The organism is Avibacterium gallinarum (assembly GCF_002921135.1).
Lineage (GTDB): Bacteria > Pseudomonadota > Gammaproteobacteria > Enterobacterales > Pasteurellaceae > Avibacterium > Avibacterium gallinarum.
On the sequence record NZ_PQVJ01000020.1, the window covers coordinates 46,129 to 61,146 of the forward strand.

Annotated in this window: 16 protein-coding genes and 1 pseudogene; all 17 read left to right on the forward strand. The window is 41.7% G+C overall.

Annotated elements, in window-relative coordinates; all coding sequences use genetic code 11:
* Window positions 1–26: 26 nt before the first annotated feature.
* A complete protein-coding gene (gene bamA, locus C3007_RS08220) occupies window positions 27–2,405 on the forward strand; it encodes an outer membrane protein assembly factor BamA (protein ID WP_103853996.1) in 2,379 nt (792 codons plus the stop codon).
* A 111-nt stretch (window positions 2,406–2,516) separates the two neighbouring features.
* The gene (locus C3007_RS08225) at window positions 2,517–3,101 is read left to right on the forward strand and encodes an OmpH/Skp family outer membrane protein (RefSeq protein ID WP_103853997.1); all 585 of its coding nucleotides are present in this window, start codon (window positions 2,517–2,519) and stop codon (window positions 3,099–3,101) included.
* Window positions 3,101–4,132: a UDP-3-O-(3-hydroxymyristoyl)glucosamine N-acyltransferase gene (gene lpxD / locus C3007_RS08230; protein ID WP_103853998.1), complete on the forward strand. Its 1,032-nt coding sequence runs from the start codon at window positions 3,101–3,103 to the stop codon at window positions 4,130–4,132. The genes C3007_RS08225 and lpxD overlap by 1 nt, the downstream gene beginning before the upstream one ends.
* A gap of 110 nt (window positions 4,133–4,242) precedes the next feature.
* Window positions 4,243–4,695: a 3-hydroxyacyl-ACP dehydratase FabZ gene (gene fabZ / locus C3007_RS08235; protein WP_035660215.1), complete on the forward strand. Its 453-nt coding sequence runs from the start codon at window positions 4,243–4,245 to the stop codon at window positions 4,693–4,695.
* Between the two features lie 28 nt (window positions 4,696–4,723).
* Window positions 4,724–5,512 carry an acyl-ACP--UDP-N-acetylglucosamine O-acyltransferase gene (gene lpxA, locus C3007_RS08240; RefSeq protein WP_103853999.1) on the forward strand — a complete coding sequence of 263 codons (789 nt, stop codon included), beginning with the start codon at window positions 4,724–4,726 and terminating at the stop codon, window positions 5,510–5,512.
* 91 nt (window positions 5,513–5,603) lie between these two features.
* A complete protein-coding gene (gene lpxB, locus C3007_RS08245) occupies window positions 5,604–6,791 on the forward strand; it encodes a lipid-A-disaccharide synthase (protein ID WP_243397677.1) in 1,188 nt (395 codons plus the stop codon).
* On the forward strand, window positions 6,791–7,381 hold the full coding sequence (gene rnhB, locus C3007_RS08250; RefSeq protein WP_103854001.1) for a ribonuclease HII: 591 nt from the start codon (window positions 6,791–6,793) through the stop codon (window positions 7,379–7,381). Before lpxB ends, rnhB begins: the two co-directional genes overlap by 1 nt.
* Window positions 7,382–7,771: 390 nt before the next feature.
* Window positions 7,772–8,086, forward strand: a complete 315-nt coding sequence (locus C3007_RS11465) for a hypothetical protein (RefSeq protein ID WP_123772538.1) — start codon at window positions 7,772–7,774, stop codon at window positions 8,084–8,086.
* On the forward strand, window positions 8,083–8,508 hold the full coding sequence (locus C3007_RS11565; protein ID WP_165779969.1) for a hypothetical protein: 426 nt from the start codon (window positions 8,083–8,085) through the stop codon (window positions 8,506–8,508). The genes C3007_RS11465 and C3007_RS11565 overlap by 4 nt, the downstream gene beginning before the upstream one ends.
* A complete protein-coding gene (locus C3007_RS08260; protein WP_103854003.1) occupies window positions 8,469–10,316 on the forward strand; it encodes an SLC13 family permease in 1,848 nt (615 codons plus the stop codon). Before C3007_RS11565 ends, C3007_RS08260 begins: the two co-directional genes overlap by 40 nt.
* Window positions 10,317–10,325: 9 nt before the next feature.
* Window positions 10,326–10,931: pseudogene (locus tag C3007_RS08265) on the forward strand (CDP-alcohol phosphatidyltransferase family protein); the annotation flags it as partial.
* A gap of 115 nt (window positions 10,932–11,046) precedes the next feature.
* Window positions 11,047–11,676 (forward strand): lysophospholipid acyltransferase family protein, encoded by a 630-nt coding sequence (locus C3007_RS08270; RefSeq protein ID WP_103854005.1) that lies wholly within the window; start codon window positions 11,047–11,049, stop codon window positions 11,674–11,676.
* A gap of 1 nt (window position 11,677) precedes the next feature.
* Entirely contained in the window at window positions 11,678–12,607 is a 930-nt protein-coding gene (locus tag C3007_RS08275; RefSeq protein WP_103854006.1) for a phosphatidate cytidylyltransferase, read from the forward strand.
* A gap of 18 nt (window positions 12,608–12,625) precedes the next feature.
* The gene (gene mog, locus C3007_RS08280) at window positions 12,626–13,210 is read left to right on the forward strand and encodes a molybdopterin adenylyltransferase (RefSeq protein WP_103854007.1); all 585 of its coding nucleotides are present in this window, start codon (window positions 12,626–12,628) and stop codon (window positions 13,208–13,210) included.
* A 19-nt stretch (window positions 13,211–13,229) separates the two neighbouring features.
* On the forward strand, window positions 13,230–13,568 hold the full coding sequence (glnB, locus tag C3007_RS08285; RefSeq protein ID WP_103854008.1) for a nitrogen regulatory protein P-II: 339 nt from the start codon (window positions 13,230–13,232) through the stop codon (window positions 13,566–13,568).
* Entirely contained in the window at window positions 13,568–14,602 is a 1,035-nt protein-coding gene (locus C3007_RS08290; protein ID WP_103854009.1) for an AI-2E family transporter, read from the forward strand. The genes glnB and C3007_RS08290 overlap by 1 nt, the downstream gene beginning before the upstream one ends.
* A 29-nt stretch (window positions 14,603–14,631) precedes the next feature.
* Window positions 14,632–15,018: tetratricopeptide repeat protein (locus tag C3007_RS08295; protein WP_133158414.1), on the forward strand; the 387-nt coding region annotated here is incomplete at its 3' end.

The following is a 15,018-nucleotide window of genomic DNA, read 5'->3' on the forward strand; positions in this document are numbered from 1 at the left end:
TTTCTTTTACAAGGATAAAAGTAACAATGAAAAAACTTTTAATCGCAAGTTTATTATTGGGTTCAACCACGGTGATGGCTGCCCCTTTTGTTGTGCAAGATATTCGTGTCGATGGCGTTCAAGCTGGCACGGAAGGCAAAATTCTTGCGAATTTACCCGTTCGAGTTGGGCAACGAGCAACAGATAAAGATATTGCCAATGTTGTAAGAACCTTGTTCTTACAAGGTTATGAAGGGGTTAAAGCCGCCCGAGAAGGAAACACGCTAGTTATTTCTGTGCAACAACGCCCAATTATTGCCGATGTGATTCTTGACGGTAATAGTTCAATTCCAAATGAAGCCTTGAAAGATAATTTAGATTCTAATGGCTTTGCCGTTGGTGATGTATTGAATTTTGATAAATTAGAGGCTTTCCGTCAAAGTTTACTTGATCATTATCACAGTGTTGGTCGCTATAACGCAAAAGTAGAAACGATTGTTACGCCATTGCCAAATAATCGTGCGGAAGTAAAAATTCAAATTAAAGAGAATGATGTGGCACTGTTAAAAGGGATCACCTTTGAAGGAAACAATGCCTTTAGCTCAAGTAAATTACAAGAGCAAATGGAATTACAACCTGATGCTTGGTGGAAACTTTTTGGTAATAAATTTGATTCCGTACAATTTGGTAAAGATCTAGATACATTGCGCGAATTTTACCTTGATCACGGCTATGCCAAAATGCAAATTAGCAAAACAGATGTGCAATTAAATGATGAAAAAACTGAAGCAAAAGTTTCTATTGATGTCAATGAAGGTGAAAAATATACTGTTAAAAGTGCGCGTATTGTGGGTAATGTGGCAGGAATGGGCGATGAACTTTCTGCATTATTAAAACAAATTCGTGTGGGGGACACTTTCCGCCGTAGTGATGTCGTTGCTGTAGAAAATGAAATTAAAACAACCTTAGGTGAGCAAGGCTATGCCAATCCTCAAGTGAATATTAGTCCTGAGTTTGATGATCAAAATCATACGATTGCTTTAACTTATGTGGTTGATGCAGGCCGCCGTTATTCTGTGCGCCAAATTCGTTTTGAAGGCAATAACGTAAGTGCAGACAGCACATTGCGTCAAGAAATGCGTCAGCAAGAAGGAACTTGGTTATCTTCTCAATTAGTTGAGCTAGGTAAAGTGCGGTTGGAAAGAACAGGATTTTTTGAAAGCGTAGAATCTCGCACCGAAAATGTGCCAAATACTGATGATGAGCTTGATGTTATCTATAAAGTGAAAGAACGTAATACGGGTAGCATTAACTTTGGTATTGGTTATGGTACAGAAAGTGGTTTAAGTTATCAGGCAAGCATTAAGCAAGATAACTTCTTAGGAATGGGATCGTCAATCAGTTTCGGTGGTTCGCGTAATGATTACAGTACCAGTGTTAATTTAGGTTACACAGAACCTTACTTCACAAAAGACGGTGTGAGCCTTGGTGGAAATGTATTCTTTGAAAAATACGATAACTCGAAAAATGACACTTCCGCATCTTACAGCCGTACGACTTATGGTGTGAATGGAACGCTCGGCTTCCCAGTGAATGAGAATAACTCATACTATGTTGGGTTAGGCTATGTATATAATAAATTAAAAGATGTACGCCCTGAATATAACCGTAATATCTATCGTGAATCAATGAATGTCAGTGATTGGACATTCAAATCCCACGATTTTGAGTTCTCTATGGGCTGGAACTATAATAATCTTAACCGCGGTTATTTCCCAACTTCAGGAATGAGAGCCTCAATTGGTGGGAAAGTGACTATTCCGGGTTCAGATAATAAATATTACAAACTGTCAGCAGATGTACAAGGATTCTATCCGTTAGACCGCGATCATAGCTGGGTTATTTCAGCAAGAGCTTCGGCGGCTTATGCAAATGGCTTTGGTGGAAAGCGTTTACCGTTCTATCAAACTTATAGTGCTGGTGGTATGGGAAGTTTGCGTGGCTTTGCTTATGGTGCGGTAGGGCCACAAGCTATTTACCAAGATAAAGCTTGTACCACAGAAGATAAATACTGTAAGAAAGGGGTAAACGGCGATATTGTTGGTGGTAATGCAATGGTAACCGCAAGTGCTGAATTAATTGTGCCAACACCATTTGTGGCAGATAAAAATCAACGTTCCGTAAGAACTTCTCTTTTTGTTGATGCGGCAAGCGTATGGAATACAAAATGGAAAACAGACGGAAAATCACGTTTCACAAATTTACCTGATTACGGAGATCCGAGCCGTGTTCGTTCATCAGCTGGTGTTGCTTTCCAATGGCAATCACCGATTGGGCCTTTGGTGTTCTCTTATGCCAAACCAATCAAAAAATATAAAGGCGATGAAATTGAACAATTCCAATTTAGTATCGGTGGAACATTCTAATTGGAACTTCTTCCATTCTTCTTAGTCTAAGTGAAGGCTTGGAAAGCTAATGGGAGTTTGCTTCCATTGGTATTGAATTTAAAAATTGATTTATTTTAAGGAAACTCAAAAATGAAAAAAGCTGTAAAATTAACCGCACTTTCTTTAGCGTTAGCATTAGGTTCATCAGTTGCAATGGCTGAAGATAATATTGCATTTGTAAATGTAGATTATTTATTTGCACATCACCCTGCGCGTCAAGTTGAATTTAAAAAATTAGATGATCAATTCAAAGCACCATCTGAAAAATTACAGGCAGCAGATAAAGCATTGCAAGATAAAAAAGCTGCATTTGAGAAAGAAATTGATGGTAAAGTGAAAGCATTAGATAAAGATGCACCGAAGTTACGTCAAGCTGACATCAAAAAACGTCAAGATGAAATTGCAAAATTAGCGCAAAAACGTGATGAAGAATTTAAAAAATTAGTGCAAGAACACCAAGAAAATATTGCTAAATTCCGCGAAGAAACACAAAAAGCAGAAATGGAAGTTGAGCGTAAATTATTAACTGACATTCAAACTGCGACTACAACAGTGGCAAAAGCGAAGAATTACAGTGCAGTGCTTGATGAGAAAGTTGCAGTTTATGCCGCTGATGGTAAAAACATTACAGAAGAAGTATTAAAAGCAATTCCAGCTCCAGCACAGGCTAAATAATGCACAAGTCTTATTCTCTTAAAGAATTAGCACAACAAATTGGCGCTACCATTCGTGGTAACGCCAATGTGCTTATTGATAGTATCGCCCCCCTCGACAAAGCACAATCAAACCAGCTCACCTTTATTTCAAACATTAAATTCCGTGATTTACTTGCCCAATCCCAAGCAGGGATTTTAGTGGTAAGCGAAAATGATGTGGAATTTTGTTCGCCTGAAAGCAACTTGCTTATTGTCAAAGATCCTTATGTGGCTTACGCCGTGCTAGCACAATATATGGATTCTACGCCAAAAGCGGCAGCTGGCATTGCACCAAGTGCGGTGATTTCTGCCACTGCAAAATTAGGCGAAAATGTGTCTATTGGCGCAAATGCAGTGATTGAAGATGAGGTTGAACTTGGCGATAACGTGATTATTGGCGCAGGTTGTTTTATCGGTAAAGGCGCAAAAATTGGCGCCAATACTCAGCTTTGGGCAAATGTAAACATTTATCACCAAGTGCAAATTGGCGAACATTGCTTAATTCAATCTGGCGCTGTGATCGGCAGCGATGGTTTTGGGTATGCCAATGATAAAGGGCGTTGGATCAAGATCCCACAAACAGGCACAGTGATTATCGGTAATCACGTTGAAATAGGGGCTTGCACCTGTATTGACCGCGGTGCGTTAGACGCAACGGTGATTGAAGATAACGTCATCATCGACAACCTTTGCCAAATTGCTCATAACGTGCATATCGGTACAGGTACAGCAGTCGCTGGCGGTGTGATTATGGCAGGTAGCCTGAAAGTAGGGCGTTATTGCTTAATTGGTGGCGCAAGCGTGATCAATGGCCATATGGAAATCGCCGACAAAGTTACGGTTACGGGAATGGGAATGGTAATGCGACCAATCACTGAACCGGGCGTGTATTCTTCCGGTATTCCATTGCAGCCAAATAAAGAATGGCGCAAGACCGCCGCACTGACTTTAGACATTGATAAAATGAACAAGCGTCTAAAAGCGGTAGAAAAAAAGCTTAATAATGCTTAATTCCTTTCTCAAACGCGCCACTTTATGTGGTGCGTTTTGTATTAAACGACGAAATATCGTATAATTTGCAGCAATTTTATTTTCTATTATTTTTAAATTAAAAAGGTACTATTGTGACAACAGAACAAACCGCAAAAGTCATTGAAGCAAAAGAAATTATGACCTTACTTCCGCACCGCTATCCCTTTTTATTAGTGGATCGTGTAACTGATTTTGAAGAAGGGAAATGGTTAAAAGCGATCAAAAACATCAGTGTGAATGAGCCTTGTTTCACTGGGCATTTCCCAGGCGAACCTATTTTACCTGGTGTGTTAATTTTAGAGGCACTCGCCCAATCAATGGGGATTTTGGCGTTTAAAACTCACGAATTACAAGGTGGCGAATTATTTTATTTTGCGGGAATTGATGACGCACGTTTCAAACGCCCAGTATTACCAGGGGATCAAATGGAGCTTTATGTTGAAGTCATCAAAGAGCGCCGTGGTATTACCGCATTCACAGGCATTGCCACCGTGAATGGTGAAGTGGCTTGTGAAGCAAAATTAATGTGCGCACGCAGATAAACATTCATTACAAAAACAAGAGGTCAATATGATCCATTCAAGTGCAAAAATTCACCCTACAGCCATTGTAGAAGAAGGGGCAAAAATTGGCGAAAACGTGGTGATTGGCCCGTTTTGTATTATTGGTGCTGATGTAGAAATTGGCAAAGGCACCGTGTTGCACTCGCATATCGTGGTTAATGGCGTGACCAAAATTGGCGAAGACAATGAAATTTTCCAATTCGCCAGCATTGGTGAGAAAAACCAAGATCTGAAATACCAAAATGAGCCAACGAAAACCATTATCGGCAACCGTAACCGTATTCGTGAAAGTGTAACGATTCACCGTGGCACGGTGCAAGGTGGTGGCGTAACGCGCGTGGGTGATGATAATTTATTTATGATCAACGCCCATATTGCGCACGATTGTAAAATCAAAAATCGCTGTATTCTTGCCAATAATGCAACTCTGGCAGGACACGTTGAGCTAGATGATTTCGTGATTGTGGGCGGAATGTCAGCCATTCACCAATTTGTTATTGTGGGCGCACACGTTATGCTTGGCGGTGGTTCAATGGTCAGCCAAGATGTGCCTCCTTATGTAATGGCGCAAGGCAACCACGCTCAACCATTCGGCGTAAACATTGAAGGCTTAAAACGTCGCGGTTTTGATAAACCGACATTGCACGCTATTCGCAACGTGTATAAATTAATTTATCGCAGCGGAAAAACCTTGGAAGAAGTGATGCCAGAAATTGAGCATTATGCGAAAACGGAAAGTGCAATTAGCTTTTTCCTTGATTTCTTCAAGCGTTCAAAACGTGGCATTATTCGCTAATTCAACGAACAACCGCGTATAAAAAGTTAAAAATTTTCACCGCACTTTGCTTATTGCTTAACGCTCGCAATATAAAGTGCGGTTGTTTTTTATGAGAAATTTATTCATGGAACAAGCAAAAGTATTTCCAACCATCGGTATTGTCGCAGGTGAAGTTTCTGGCGATATTCTAGGCGCAGGACTAATGCGCAGCCTGAAAATTCGTTATCCTAACGCTCGTTTTATCGGCATTGCTGGAAAACAAATGTTGGCAGAAGGTTGTGAAACCTTGGTGGATATGGAAGAAATTGCCGTAATGGGTTTAGCAGAAGTGGTGAAACATTTGCCACGCTTGCTGAAAATTCGCCGCCAAGTTATCGACAAAATGTTGCAAGAAAAACCTGATGTGTTTATCGGCATAGATGCCCCTGATTTCAATCTTGATATTGAACTTAAACTCAAAGAACAAGGCATCAAAACCATTCATTACGTCAGCCCCTCGGTGTGGGCGTGGCGACAAAATCGCATTCACAAAATTGCACGGGCTACCAACCTTGTTCTTGCGTTTTTACCTTTTGAAAAAGCCTTTTACGATCGTTTCAACGTACCTTGCCGTTTTATCGGCCACACAATGGCAGACGCCATTCCGTTAAAACCTGATCGCCTTACGGCTTGCCAAATGCTCAATATTGATCCAAACCAACGCTATCTTACAATCCTTGTTGGTAGTCGCGCCTCAGAAGTGGAATTCCTTGCCGAACCTTTCTTGCAAACCGCCTTATTGCTGAAAGAACAATATCCAGACGTGCAATTCCTCGTTCCCTTAGTGAATGAAAAACGTCGCCAACAATTTGAACGCATTAAAGCAAAAGTTGCCCCTGATTTACCAATGATCTTGCTTGATGGGCAGGCTCGCCAAGCGATGATCGCCGCCCAAGCCACCTTGCTTGCTTCAGGCACGGCAGCATTAGAATGTATGCTATGTAAATCGCCAACGGTCGTGGGCTACAAAATGAAGCCGTTCACTTATTTCCTAGCCAAACGCTTGGTGAAAACCCCTTATATTTCATTACCGAATTTACTGGCGAATGAAATGCTTGTGCCAGAAATGATCCAGCAAGATTGCACCGCAGAAAAATTGGTAGAAAAGCTCGCCCCTTATTTTTCCACAGAAGAAAGTGCGGTGCAAAATCGCCACAATTTGGAGCAACACTTTATTGATCTGCATAAAATGATCCAATGCGATGCGGATAAACAAGCCGCCGACGCGGTGATTGAATTATTGCAAGGGGAAAAATAATGAGCGAATTTGTCTATCCTGATTATGAACTGATTGCAGGCGTTGATGAGGTAGGACGTGGGCCTTTAGTGGGTGCAGTGGTAACTGCCGCAGTGATTTTAGACCCTAACAATCCCATTGAAGGCTTAACCGACAGCAAAAAGCTCTCGCACAAAAAACGCCTAGCCTTAGCCGAAGAAATTAAACAAAAGGCTAAAGCTTGGGCGCTAGGGCGAGCTGAACCCGAAGAAATTGACGAACTCAATATTTTGCACGCCACAATGTTAGCGATGCAACGCGCAGTCAATCAGCTTAAAATAACACCGCACTTTGTGCTAGTGGACGGCAACCGCATTCCCCTATTGCCAATGCCCGCCCAAGCCGTGGTGAAAGGGGACAGCCTAGTGGCAGAAATCAGCTCCGCTTCCATTCTTGCCAAAGTCGCCCGCGACTTAGAAATGGAAGAACTGGATAAACGCTATCCCCAATACGCCTTCGCCCAACATAAAGGCTACCCAACAAAATTACATTTAGAAAAACTGGCAGAACACGGCCCCTTACCCCAACACCGCCGAAGTTTCGCCCCAGTAAGAAAACTGATTACAGAATAAAGTGCGGTACTTTTTCAAAAAGTTTTTAAAATCCCACCGCACTTCTATTTTTTAAACTATTTATAAGGGCAACTAGACAAGTTTTTCCCGTCCAAATTGCCCGAATGAAGAAAGAATTTTTAGAAAAGTAACGCCTGAACGCAGCGAAGCGAGTATGGGCTTACTTTTCGTCAAAAAAATTTTATTGTAATGAGGAAAAGCAATTTAGTAGGGGTTCCCTTTTCTTTGCTTCCTTTCTTTTGGGAACGCAAAAGAAAGGAAGTCGCTCAACGAGCGAAACCCGTTATATCAACAAAGAAAACCGTAATTAGCCCAATGGCAAAACAACGCCGTATGGAAGTAAAAGAAATTTAGAGATAGTAGGGGAACGTTTTCTTTGCTTACTTCCTTTTGGATAAGCAAAAGAAAGTAAGTCACTCAAATAGCGAAATCCGTTATAACAACAAAGAAAAACACAATCAGCCCAATGGCAAAACAACGCCGTATGGAAGTAAAAAATTTAGCGATAGTAGGGGAGCGTTTTCTTTGCTTACATTCCTTTTGGATAAGCAAAAGAAAATAAGTCGCTCAAATAGCGAAATCCGTTATAACAACAAAGAAAAACATAATCAGCCAAAAGTAAAAATAAGTAATAACAAAGTACGGTCATATTTTCAAAATCTTTTAAAAAAATCGCACCGCGCTTTAAATTTAAAATTAATGTGAAATATCGGGACAACCCCCTTGTAAATTGCCCGAATGGAAATAAAATTTTTAGAAAAATCACGCCGAGCGAGAGCGAAGCGAACATCAGGCTGATTTTTCGTAAAGAAAATTTTATTGTAATGAGGAAAAGCAATGCTCGCAAAATTTCTTACTTCCAGACAAGGCGTTTTGCCGCAGACAGTACGCAAGTACGGCAAGGCAAAACAACGCCGTATGGAAGTAAAAGAAATTTAGCGATAGTAGGGGAGCGTTTTCTTTGCTTACGTTCCTTTTGGGAACGCAAAAGAAAGGAAGTCGCCAACGGCGAAACCCGTTATAACAACAAAGAAAAACGCAATCAGCCAAATAATAAACAAAACTACCAAAAACCGCGGAGACCCAAATGCCCCCAATCACCAATATCCCCCTTGTTAGCGTTGTGATTTTTCTTGCCATCGCTGTACTCTTGTTTATCCACAACAAAATCCGAATGGACGTCATCGCCCTGTTGGTCATGCTTGCTTTTTGTGTGAGTGGGATCTTGAGCGTACAGGAAGTCTTTGCTGGATTCAGTGATCCGAATATTATTTTGATTGCCTTGCTGTTTATTGTCGGGGAAGCCTTGGTGCGCACTGGCGTAGCCTATCAAGTGAGTGAATGGCTGATGAAAGCCGCGAAAAATAGCGAAACTCGCGTACTTGTTTTAGTGATGTTAGCGGTAACGGGATTGGGATCTTTTATGAGTTCCGTAGGGATTGTGGCGATTTTTATTCCTGTAGTGTTGGTGATTTGTCGGCAGATGAATATTTCACCAAAACGCCTGATGATGCCATTGAGTATGGCTGGGCTAATCAGCGGTATGATGACCTTAATCGCCACCGCCCCAAATTTGGTGATTAACGCAGAATTAATCCATCTCACTAAACAGCGTTTTGATTTCTTTTCCTTCACGCCCATTGGCATAGTGATTTTGTTGCTGGGTATTGTGTATATGCTGGTGGCTCGCCGTTGGTTAGGGCAAGCGGAAAATGAACAAAGCGAAGGCGTGAATCGTCATTCCATTCAAGATCTGATTGAAGATTATCAATTACAAGCACGCACCAAACGCTTTGTGGTGCGCGCAGGATCAGATTTTATCGGGCAACCGCTAGAAGCCTTGCATCTGCGTTCTAATTATGCTTTGAACGTGCTGGCAATTGAGCGTTGGAAGCGTTTTCGCCCAAGATTTTTGGCGGAGTCTTTAGGCAAAATTGAAATTCGTGAAAAAGATATTTTGCTGATTGATTGCGCTGATCCTGAGCTAGATATTAATGCATTTTGCCAACAACATCAGCTTGAGCCAACGGAATTGCGTCCTTACCACTTTGAACAACAAGCCAAGTTTATGGGAATGGTGGAAATCACGCCAATTCCTGAAGGGGATTATCTAGGCAAGACGGTGGCAGAAATTGGCTTTCGTTCACGTTTTGGTTTAAATGTGGTGGGAATTAAACGTAATAATGAGATTTTGACAGGCAGTTTGATTGAACAGCCATTAAAGATTGGTGATTTACTTTTAGTGGTCGGATCGTGGAAATTGATCCAAGCAATGCGTAATAAAACCAAAGCCTTTTTTGTGCTGGATTATCCAGCAGAAATTGAACGTGCCGCGCCCGCACAAAGCCAAGCACCTTATGCCATTTTATCTATTGTTACGATGGTGGCATTAATGGTAACAGGCGTTGTGTCGAATGTGGTTGCCGCACTCATCGCCTGTTTAATGTTAGCCAAATTCCGCTGTGTAGATGCCAAAAGTGCTTATGCCTCTATCCACTGGTCGAGCTTGATTTTAATTGTGGGAATGATGCCATTTTCCACCGCACTACAAAAAACAGGCGGGATTAATGTAATCGTAGAATTTATGATTAACACCGTAGGGGGAATGGGTAAGCATTGGATTTTAATCAGCTTGTTTACCCTGACTGCGGTGATTGGCTTATTTATTTCTAACACCGCCACCGCAATTTTAATGGCACCCATAGCCATCACAATGGCACAGCATTTAGGGCTTTCCCCCTTGCCTTTCGCAATGACGGTGGCGATCGCTTCCTCTGCCGCCTTTATGACCCCGATTTCTTCGCCCGTAAACACAATGGTGCTGGGTGCAGGGAATTATAAATTTGGTGATTTTGTTAAAATTGGTGTACCTTTTACTTTGCTAGTTATGTTGGCAACGGTGTTTCTTGTTCCAGTATTATTTCCGTTTAAATAAGGAGAAATAATGAGCATTTACGATTTAAAACCGAAGTTTCAAAATTTACTGCGTCCAACGGTGGTGAAGTTAGAACGCAAAGGCGTTACGGCGAACCAAGTTACACTTGCCGCTTGTGGGATTTCAGTTATTTTAGGCGTATTTTTGACCGCACTTTCTGCTGTGCATTGGCTGTTTATTTTAATTCCTATTTGGCTTTTTGTGCGAATGGCACTCAATGCCATTGACGGAATGTTAGCGCGAGAATTTCAGCAAAAATCGCGTTTAGGCGGTTATCTTAATGAAATTACCGATGTGGTTTCTGATGCGGCGTTGTATCTGCCTTTTGCTTTTATCGCCCCTTTTGATCCCCTTGTTATCGGGCTGATTATTTGGCTTGCCGCCTTAACAGAATTTTGTGGTGTGTTAGGGCAAGTGCAAGGGCAAACACGCCGTTATGACGGGCCTTTGGGAAAAAGTGATCGTGCCTTTTTATTTGGCTTATTAGGATTGATTTATACCTTTATGCCGATTTTACCAACCTGGTTTTATGCGCTCGCTTGGCTTGTCGTCGCGTTGTTAATTTTAACTTGCGTGAAACGCGTGAAATCAGGGTTGGCGGAAGGTAAGGCTTTAGATCAGAATGTTGAAAATCACGCCGAAAACCAAGAAGAAAACCACACAGACAATGAAAGTGCGGTGCAATTTTCCGCAGAAAATGCTACGCAACAAAAATCAGAGGAGAATGAAAATGCTCGCTAAACTGGTTGATTTTCTTTTATGTCATTTTACCTCTTTTATTACCGGTGTTCGTCCGGCGAAAAATATCGCCCTGCTTTCGGCAGATAAGCCAAGGCTTTATTACGCCAATCACAACAGCCACGGAGATTTTATTTTATTCTGGGTGTCTTTGCCTTATGAGGTGCGCAAGAAAACCCGCCCTGTGGCTGGTGCGGATTATTGGACGAAAGGCAAAATTCGCCGTTTTCTTGCGGAAAAAGTGTTTAATATGCTGCTGATCGAGCGCGGCGGCAATGAGCCTAAAGCCGTAACAGAACAAATTAGCCAAGCGCTGCAAGAAAATTCGTTGATTATTTTCCCCGAAGGCACAAGAAAAACCAATGATGATCTTGCCCTTCAGCCCTTTAAAAGTGGTTTATATTATTTAGCCAAAGCCAATCCTAATGTGGATCTCGTGCCAGTTTGGATCAGCAATACCCATAATTTATTGCCGAAAGGCTTTATTCTGCCAATTCCCTTGCTGTGTGATCTATATTTGGGCGAGCCGATTCATTGGCAGCCACAAGAAGATAAAACGCAATTTCTAGCGCGAGCAGAGCAGGCCTTGCTTAATCTTAACCCGAAACATCAAGGAGCATAAAATGGAAATGTGGAATTTATTTTGGGGATTAATTTGCACCTTGTTATTGGCATCGGGCATTGGTTATGCACTGAAATGGAAAGTGGGTTTTTCCACACCCCATTCGGTGATAGACAACCTAAACGCACGCATTAATGCGTGGTGGGTGATGATTTTAATTATCTTCGCCGCCGCTTATCTCGGTTTTTATGGCGTATTGGGCTTATTTTTTATCGTTTCTTTTATAGCGTTACGGGAATTTTTATCGCTGATTGAAATTCGCCGTGGCGATCATCTCGCTTTAGTGGCCTGCTTTTATTTCATCTTGCCTTTGCAATATTATTTTGTCGCGGTGGATTGGTTTAGTATGTTCAGCATTTTCATTCCTGTTTATGCGTTCTTATTTTTACCGATTTTATCCGCCTTGCTGGGCGACACGGCGCATTTTTTAGATCGTTCAAGCAAAGTGCAATGGGCGGTGATGATTTCCGTGTTCTGCATTTCGCATATTCCTGCCATTCTCACCTTAAATATTGCAGGATTTGAAGGCAAAAGTTTATTATTAATGATCTTTTTGATCCTGATTGTGCAAGCGAGCGATGTGTTGCAATATGTATGGGGAAAATTATTCGGTAAACATAAAATTGCGCCAACTTTATCCCCTTCCAAAACCGTAGAGGGTTTTGTCGGAGGCGTACTAAGCGCTTCAGTATTGGGCGGATTGCTTTCTTGGCTAACGCCGTTTAGCGCCGTGCAAGCTACCTTAATTAGCTTGGTTATTTGTTTAATGGGCTTTTTAGGTGGGCTGGTGATGTCAGCAATGAAACGCAGTATGGGCGTGAAAGATTGGGGCAATATGATAAGTGGACACGGTGGAATGTTAGATCGTATGGATAGCCTATGCTTTGCCGCACCGATTTTCTTTCATATTGTGAGATATTATTGGATTTAATAAAAAACAGAGGAAAAAATGACCGCACTTTTAAAAATTGGTTTAGTTTCAGTGTCTGATCGTGCCTCGCAAGGCGTGTATCAAGATCAAGGTATTCCGGAATTACAAAAATGGCTAGAACAAGCCTTGGTTGATCCTTTTGAAGTGGAAACCCGTTTAATCCCTGATGAACAGCCCATTATCGAGCAAACCCTATGCGAGCTGGTGGACGTGCATCATTGCCATTTGGTGCTAACTACGGGGGGAACAGGGCCTGCTAAACGTGATGTTACGCCAGATGCTACCCTTGCTGTGGCAGATCGCGAAATGCTGGGCTTCGGCGAGCAAATGCGTCAAGTGAGTTTACATTTTGTGCCAACGGCGATTTTATCGCGTCAAGTGGGCGTGATTCGCAAAAATAGCTTAATTTTAAATTTACCGGGGCAGCCGAAAGCCATTAAAGAAACCTTAGAGGGCGTGAAAGATGAGCAAGGCAATGTGCTCGTTAAGGGCATTTTTTCTGCCGTGCCTTATTGTTTACAGCTGATCGACGGCATTTATATTGATACCAAACCTGAAGTTATCGCTAGCTTTAGACCAAAATCTGCCAGACGTGAAAGTTAATTCCAGTGAGAAAATCAAAATGAAAAAAATTGAAGCAATTATTAAACCGTTTAAACTTGATGATGTGCGTGAAACCTTGTCTGATATTGGGATCACAGGAATGACCGTAACCGAAGTGCGCGGTTTTGGACGCCAAAAAGGGCATACAGAGCTGTATCGCGGCGCGGAATATATGGTGGATTTTCTGCCAAAAGTCAAAATGGAAATTGTGATCCCTGATGAGCTTGCAGAGCAATGTATTCAAGCCATTATGGAAACCGCACAAACAGGCAAAATTGGCGATGGCAAAATTTTTGTCTATGATGTTGAACGTGTGATCCGTATCCGCACAGGCGAAGAAAACGAGGAAGCGGTGTAATGGATAAGCGTTTGTCGATCAGCCAGTTATTAATGGCGCTGTCTGCCTTAGTGGTAATTCTGGCTGGTGTGAAATTGGCGGGGGAAATTGTCGTGCCATTTTTACTTTCCCTGTTTATCGCCATTATTTGCTCGCCTGTTGTGAAGTTTATGACGGCGCGCAAAGTGCCACATTGGTTGGCGCTCACTTTACTGTTTTTGATGATTTTGACGGTGTTTTTCTTTCTTGTCAGCCTTATCAACAGCACCGCGCGTGAGTTCAGCCAATCGATCCCGCAATATCGCCTATTGCTTTCACAGCGCCTTAATGATCTCGCCACAATCACGCAGGGCTTGCATTTGCCCGTTGCTGATTTACGACAACAAATTATGGATCATTTTGATCCCGCAATGATAATGAATTTTGCCAGTGGATTTTTACTTAGTTTCTCTGGCGTGGTAACCAACGTCTTTGTGCTGTTTTTAGTGGTTTTGTTTATGCTATTAGAAGCGCCTACCGCCAAACATAAATTTGCCGTGGCGTTCAGTAAACCGAACCAAGTGGCACAATATGAAGGCTACATTGACCGCATTCTAAAAGGCGTAATGGACTATCTCGGTGTGAAAACCTTCACCAGTTTTTTAACCGGTTTAGGCGTATTTATTTTGCTGAAAATTTTTGGCGTGCAATATGCCATTTTATGGGCAACACTCAGTTTTCTGCTCAATTATGTCCCGAATATCGGCTCAATTATCGCCGCCATTCCCATTATCGTCCAAGCCTTATTGCTTAATGGCTTTTTCACCGGTATAGGCGTTACCATTGGCGTTATCAGCCTGAATATGATCATCGGCAATGTGCTAGAACCTAAAATGATGGGCAAAACCCTCGGGCTTTCCACCCTTGTTGTCTTTCTCTCCCTTTTATTCTGGGGTTGGTTGCTCGGCTCAGTCGGAATGTTCCTTTCCGTCCCCCTCACAATGGTGCTAAAAATCGCCCTCGAAGCCAGCCCTGATACGGTGAAATATGCCGCATTGCTAGGTGAAACGAAGTAACTCGACTAAATATTTTATAGGTGATCAATATGAATAATGCTGAAAAAATTTTTGATGAAGGCTGGAAATTTTATGAAGATAATAATTTAGAAGCAGCGAGAAAGGCTTGGTTAAGTATCTCTCGTGAGAATAGTAAGGAATATTATGCTAAGAGTCGTTTTTATTTAGGTAAGCTATATGATAAAAATGATAATTCAGAAAAAGCAATAGATACTTGGCTAAGTATAACTCGTGAAGATGATAGGGAATTTTATGCTAAGAGTCGTTTTAATTTAGGTCTTTTATATAAAGAAATTAATAATAAAGAGAAAGCGATAGAGTCTTGGTCAAGTATAAATCGTGAGGATTATAAGGAAGCTTATGCTAGGAGTCGTTTTTATTTAGGTAATTTGTATAAGAATAATGATGAGAAAGAA

Bases quoted from the DNA above. Each gene is read 5' to 3' on its own strand.
- C3007_RS08260 (WP_103854003.1), top strand. From the start codon at position 8,469: ATGCCCCCAATCACCAATATCCCCCTTGTTAGCGTTGTGATTTTTCTT.
- mog (WP_103854007.1), top strand. From the start codon at position 12,626: ATGACCGCACTTTTAAAAATTGGTTTAGTTTCAGTGTCTGATCGTGCC.
- C3007_RS08275 (WP_103854006.1), top strand. From the start codon at position 11,678: ATGGAAATGTGGAATTTATTTTGGGGATTAATTTGCACCTTGTTATTG.
- lpxA (WP_103853999.1), top strand. From the start codon at position 4,724: ATGATCCATTCAAGTGCAAAAATTCACCCTACAGCCATTGTAGAAGAA.
- C3007_RS08270 (WP_103854005.1), top strand. From the start codon at position 11,047: ATGCTCGCTAAACTGGTTGATTTTCTTTTATGTCATTTTACCTCTTTT.
- bamA (WP_103853996.1), top strand. From the start codon at position 27: ATGAAAAAACTTTTAATCGCAAGTTTATTATTGGGTTCAACCACGGTG.
- rnhB (WP_103854001.1), top strand. From the start codon at position 6,791: ATGAGCGAATTTGTCTATCCTGATTATGAACTGATTGCAGGCGTTGAT.
- lpxB (WP_243397677.1), top strand. From the start codon at position 5,604: ATGAGAAATTTATTCATGGAACAAGCAAAAGTATTTCCAACCATCGGT.
- C3007_RS08225 (WP_103853997.1), top strand. From the start codon at position 2,517: ATGAAAAAAGCTGTAAAATTAACCGCACTTTCTTTAGCGTTAGCATTA.
- glnB (WP_103854008.1), top strand. From the start codon at position 13,230: ATGAAAAAAATTGAAGCAATTATTAAACCGTTTAAACTTGATGATGTG.
- lpxD (WP_103853998.1), top strand. From the start codon at position 3,101: ATGCACAAGTCTTATTCTCTTAAAGAATTAGCACAACAAATTGGCGCT.
- C3007_RS08290 (WP_103854009.1), top strand. From the start codon at position 13,568: ATGGATAAGCGTTTGTCGATCAGCCAGTTATTAATGGCGCTGTCTGCC.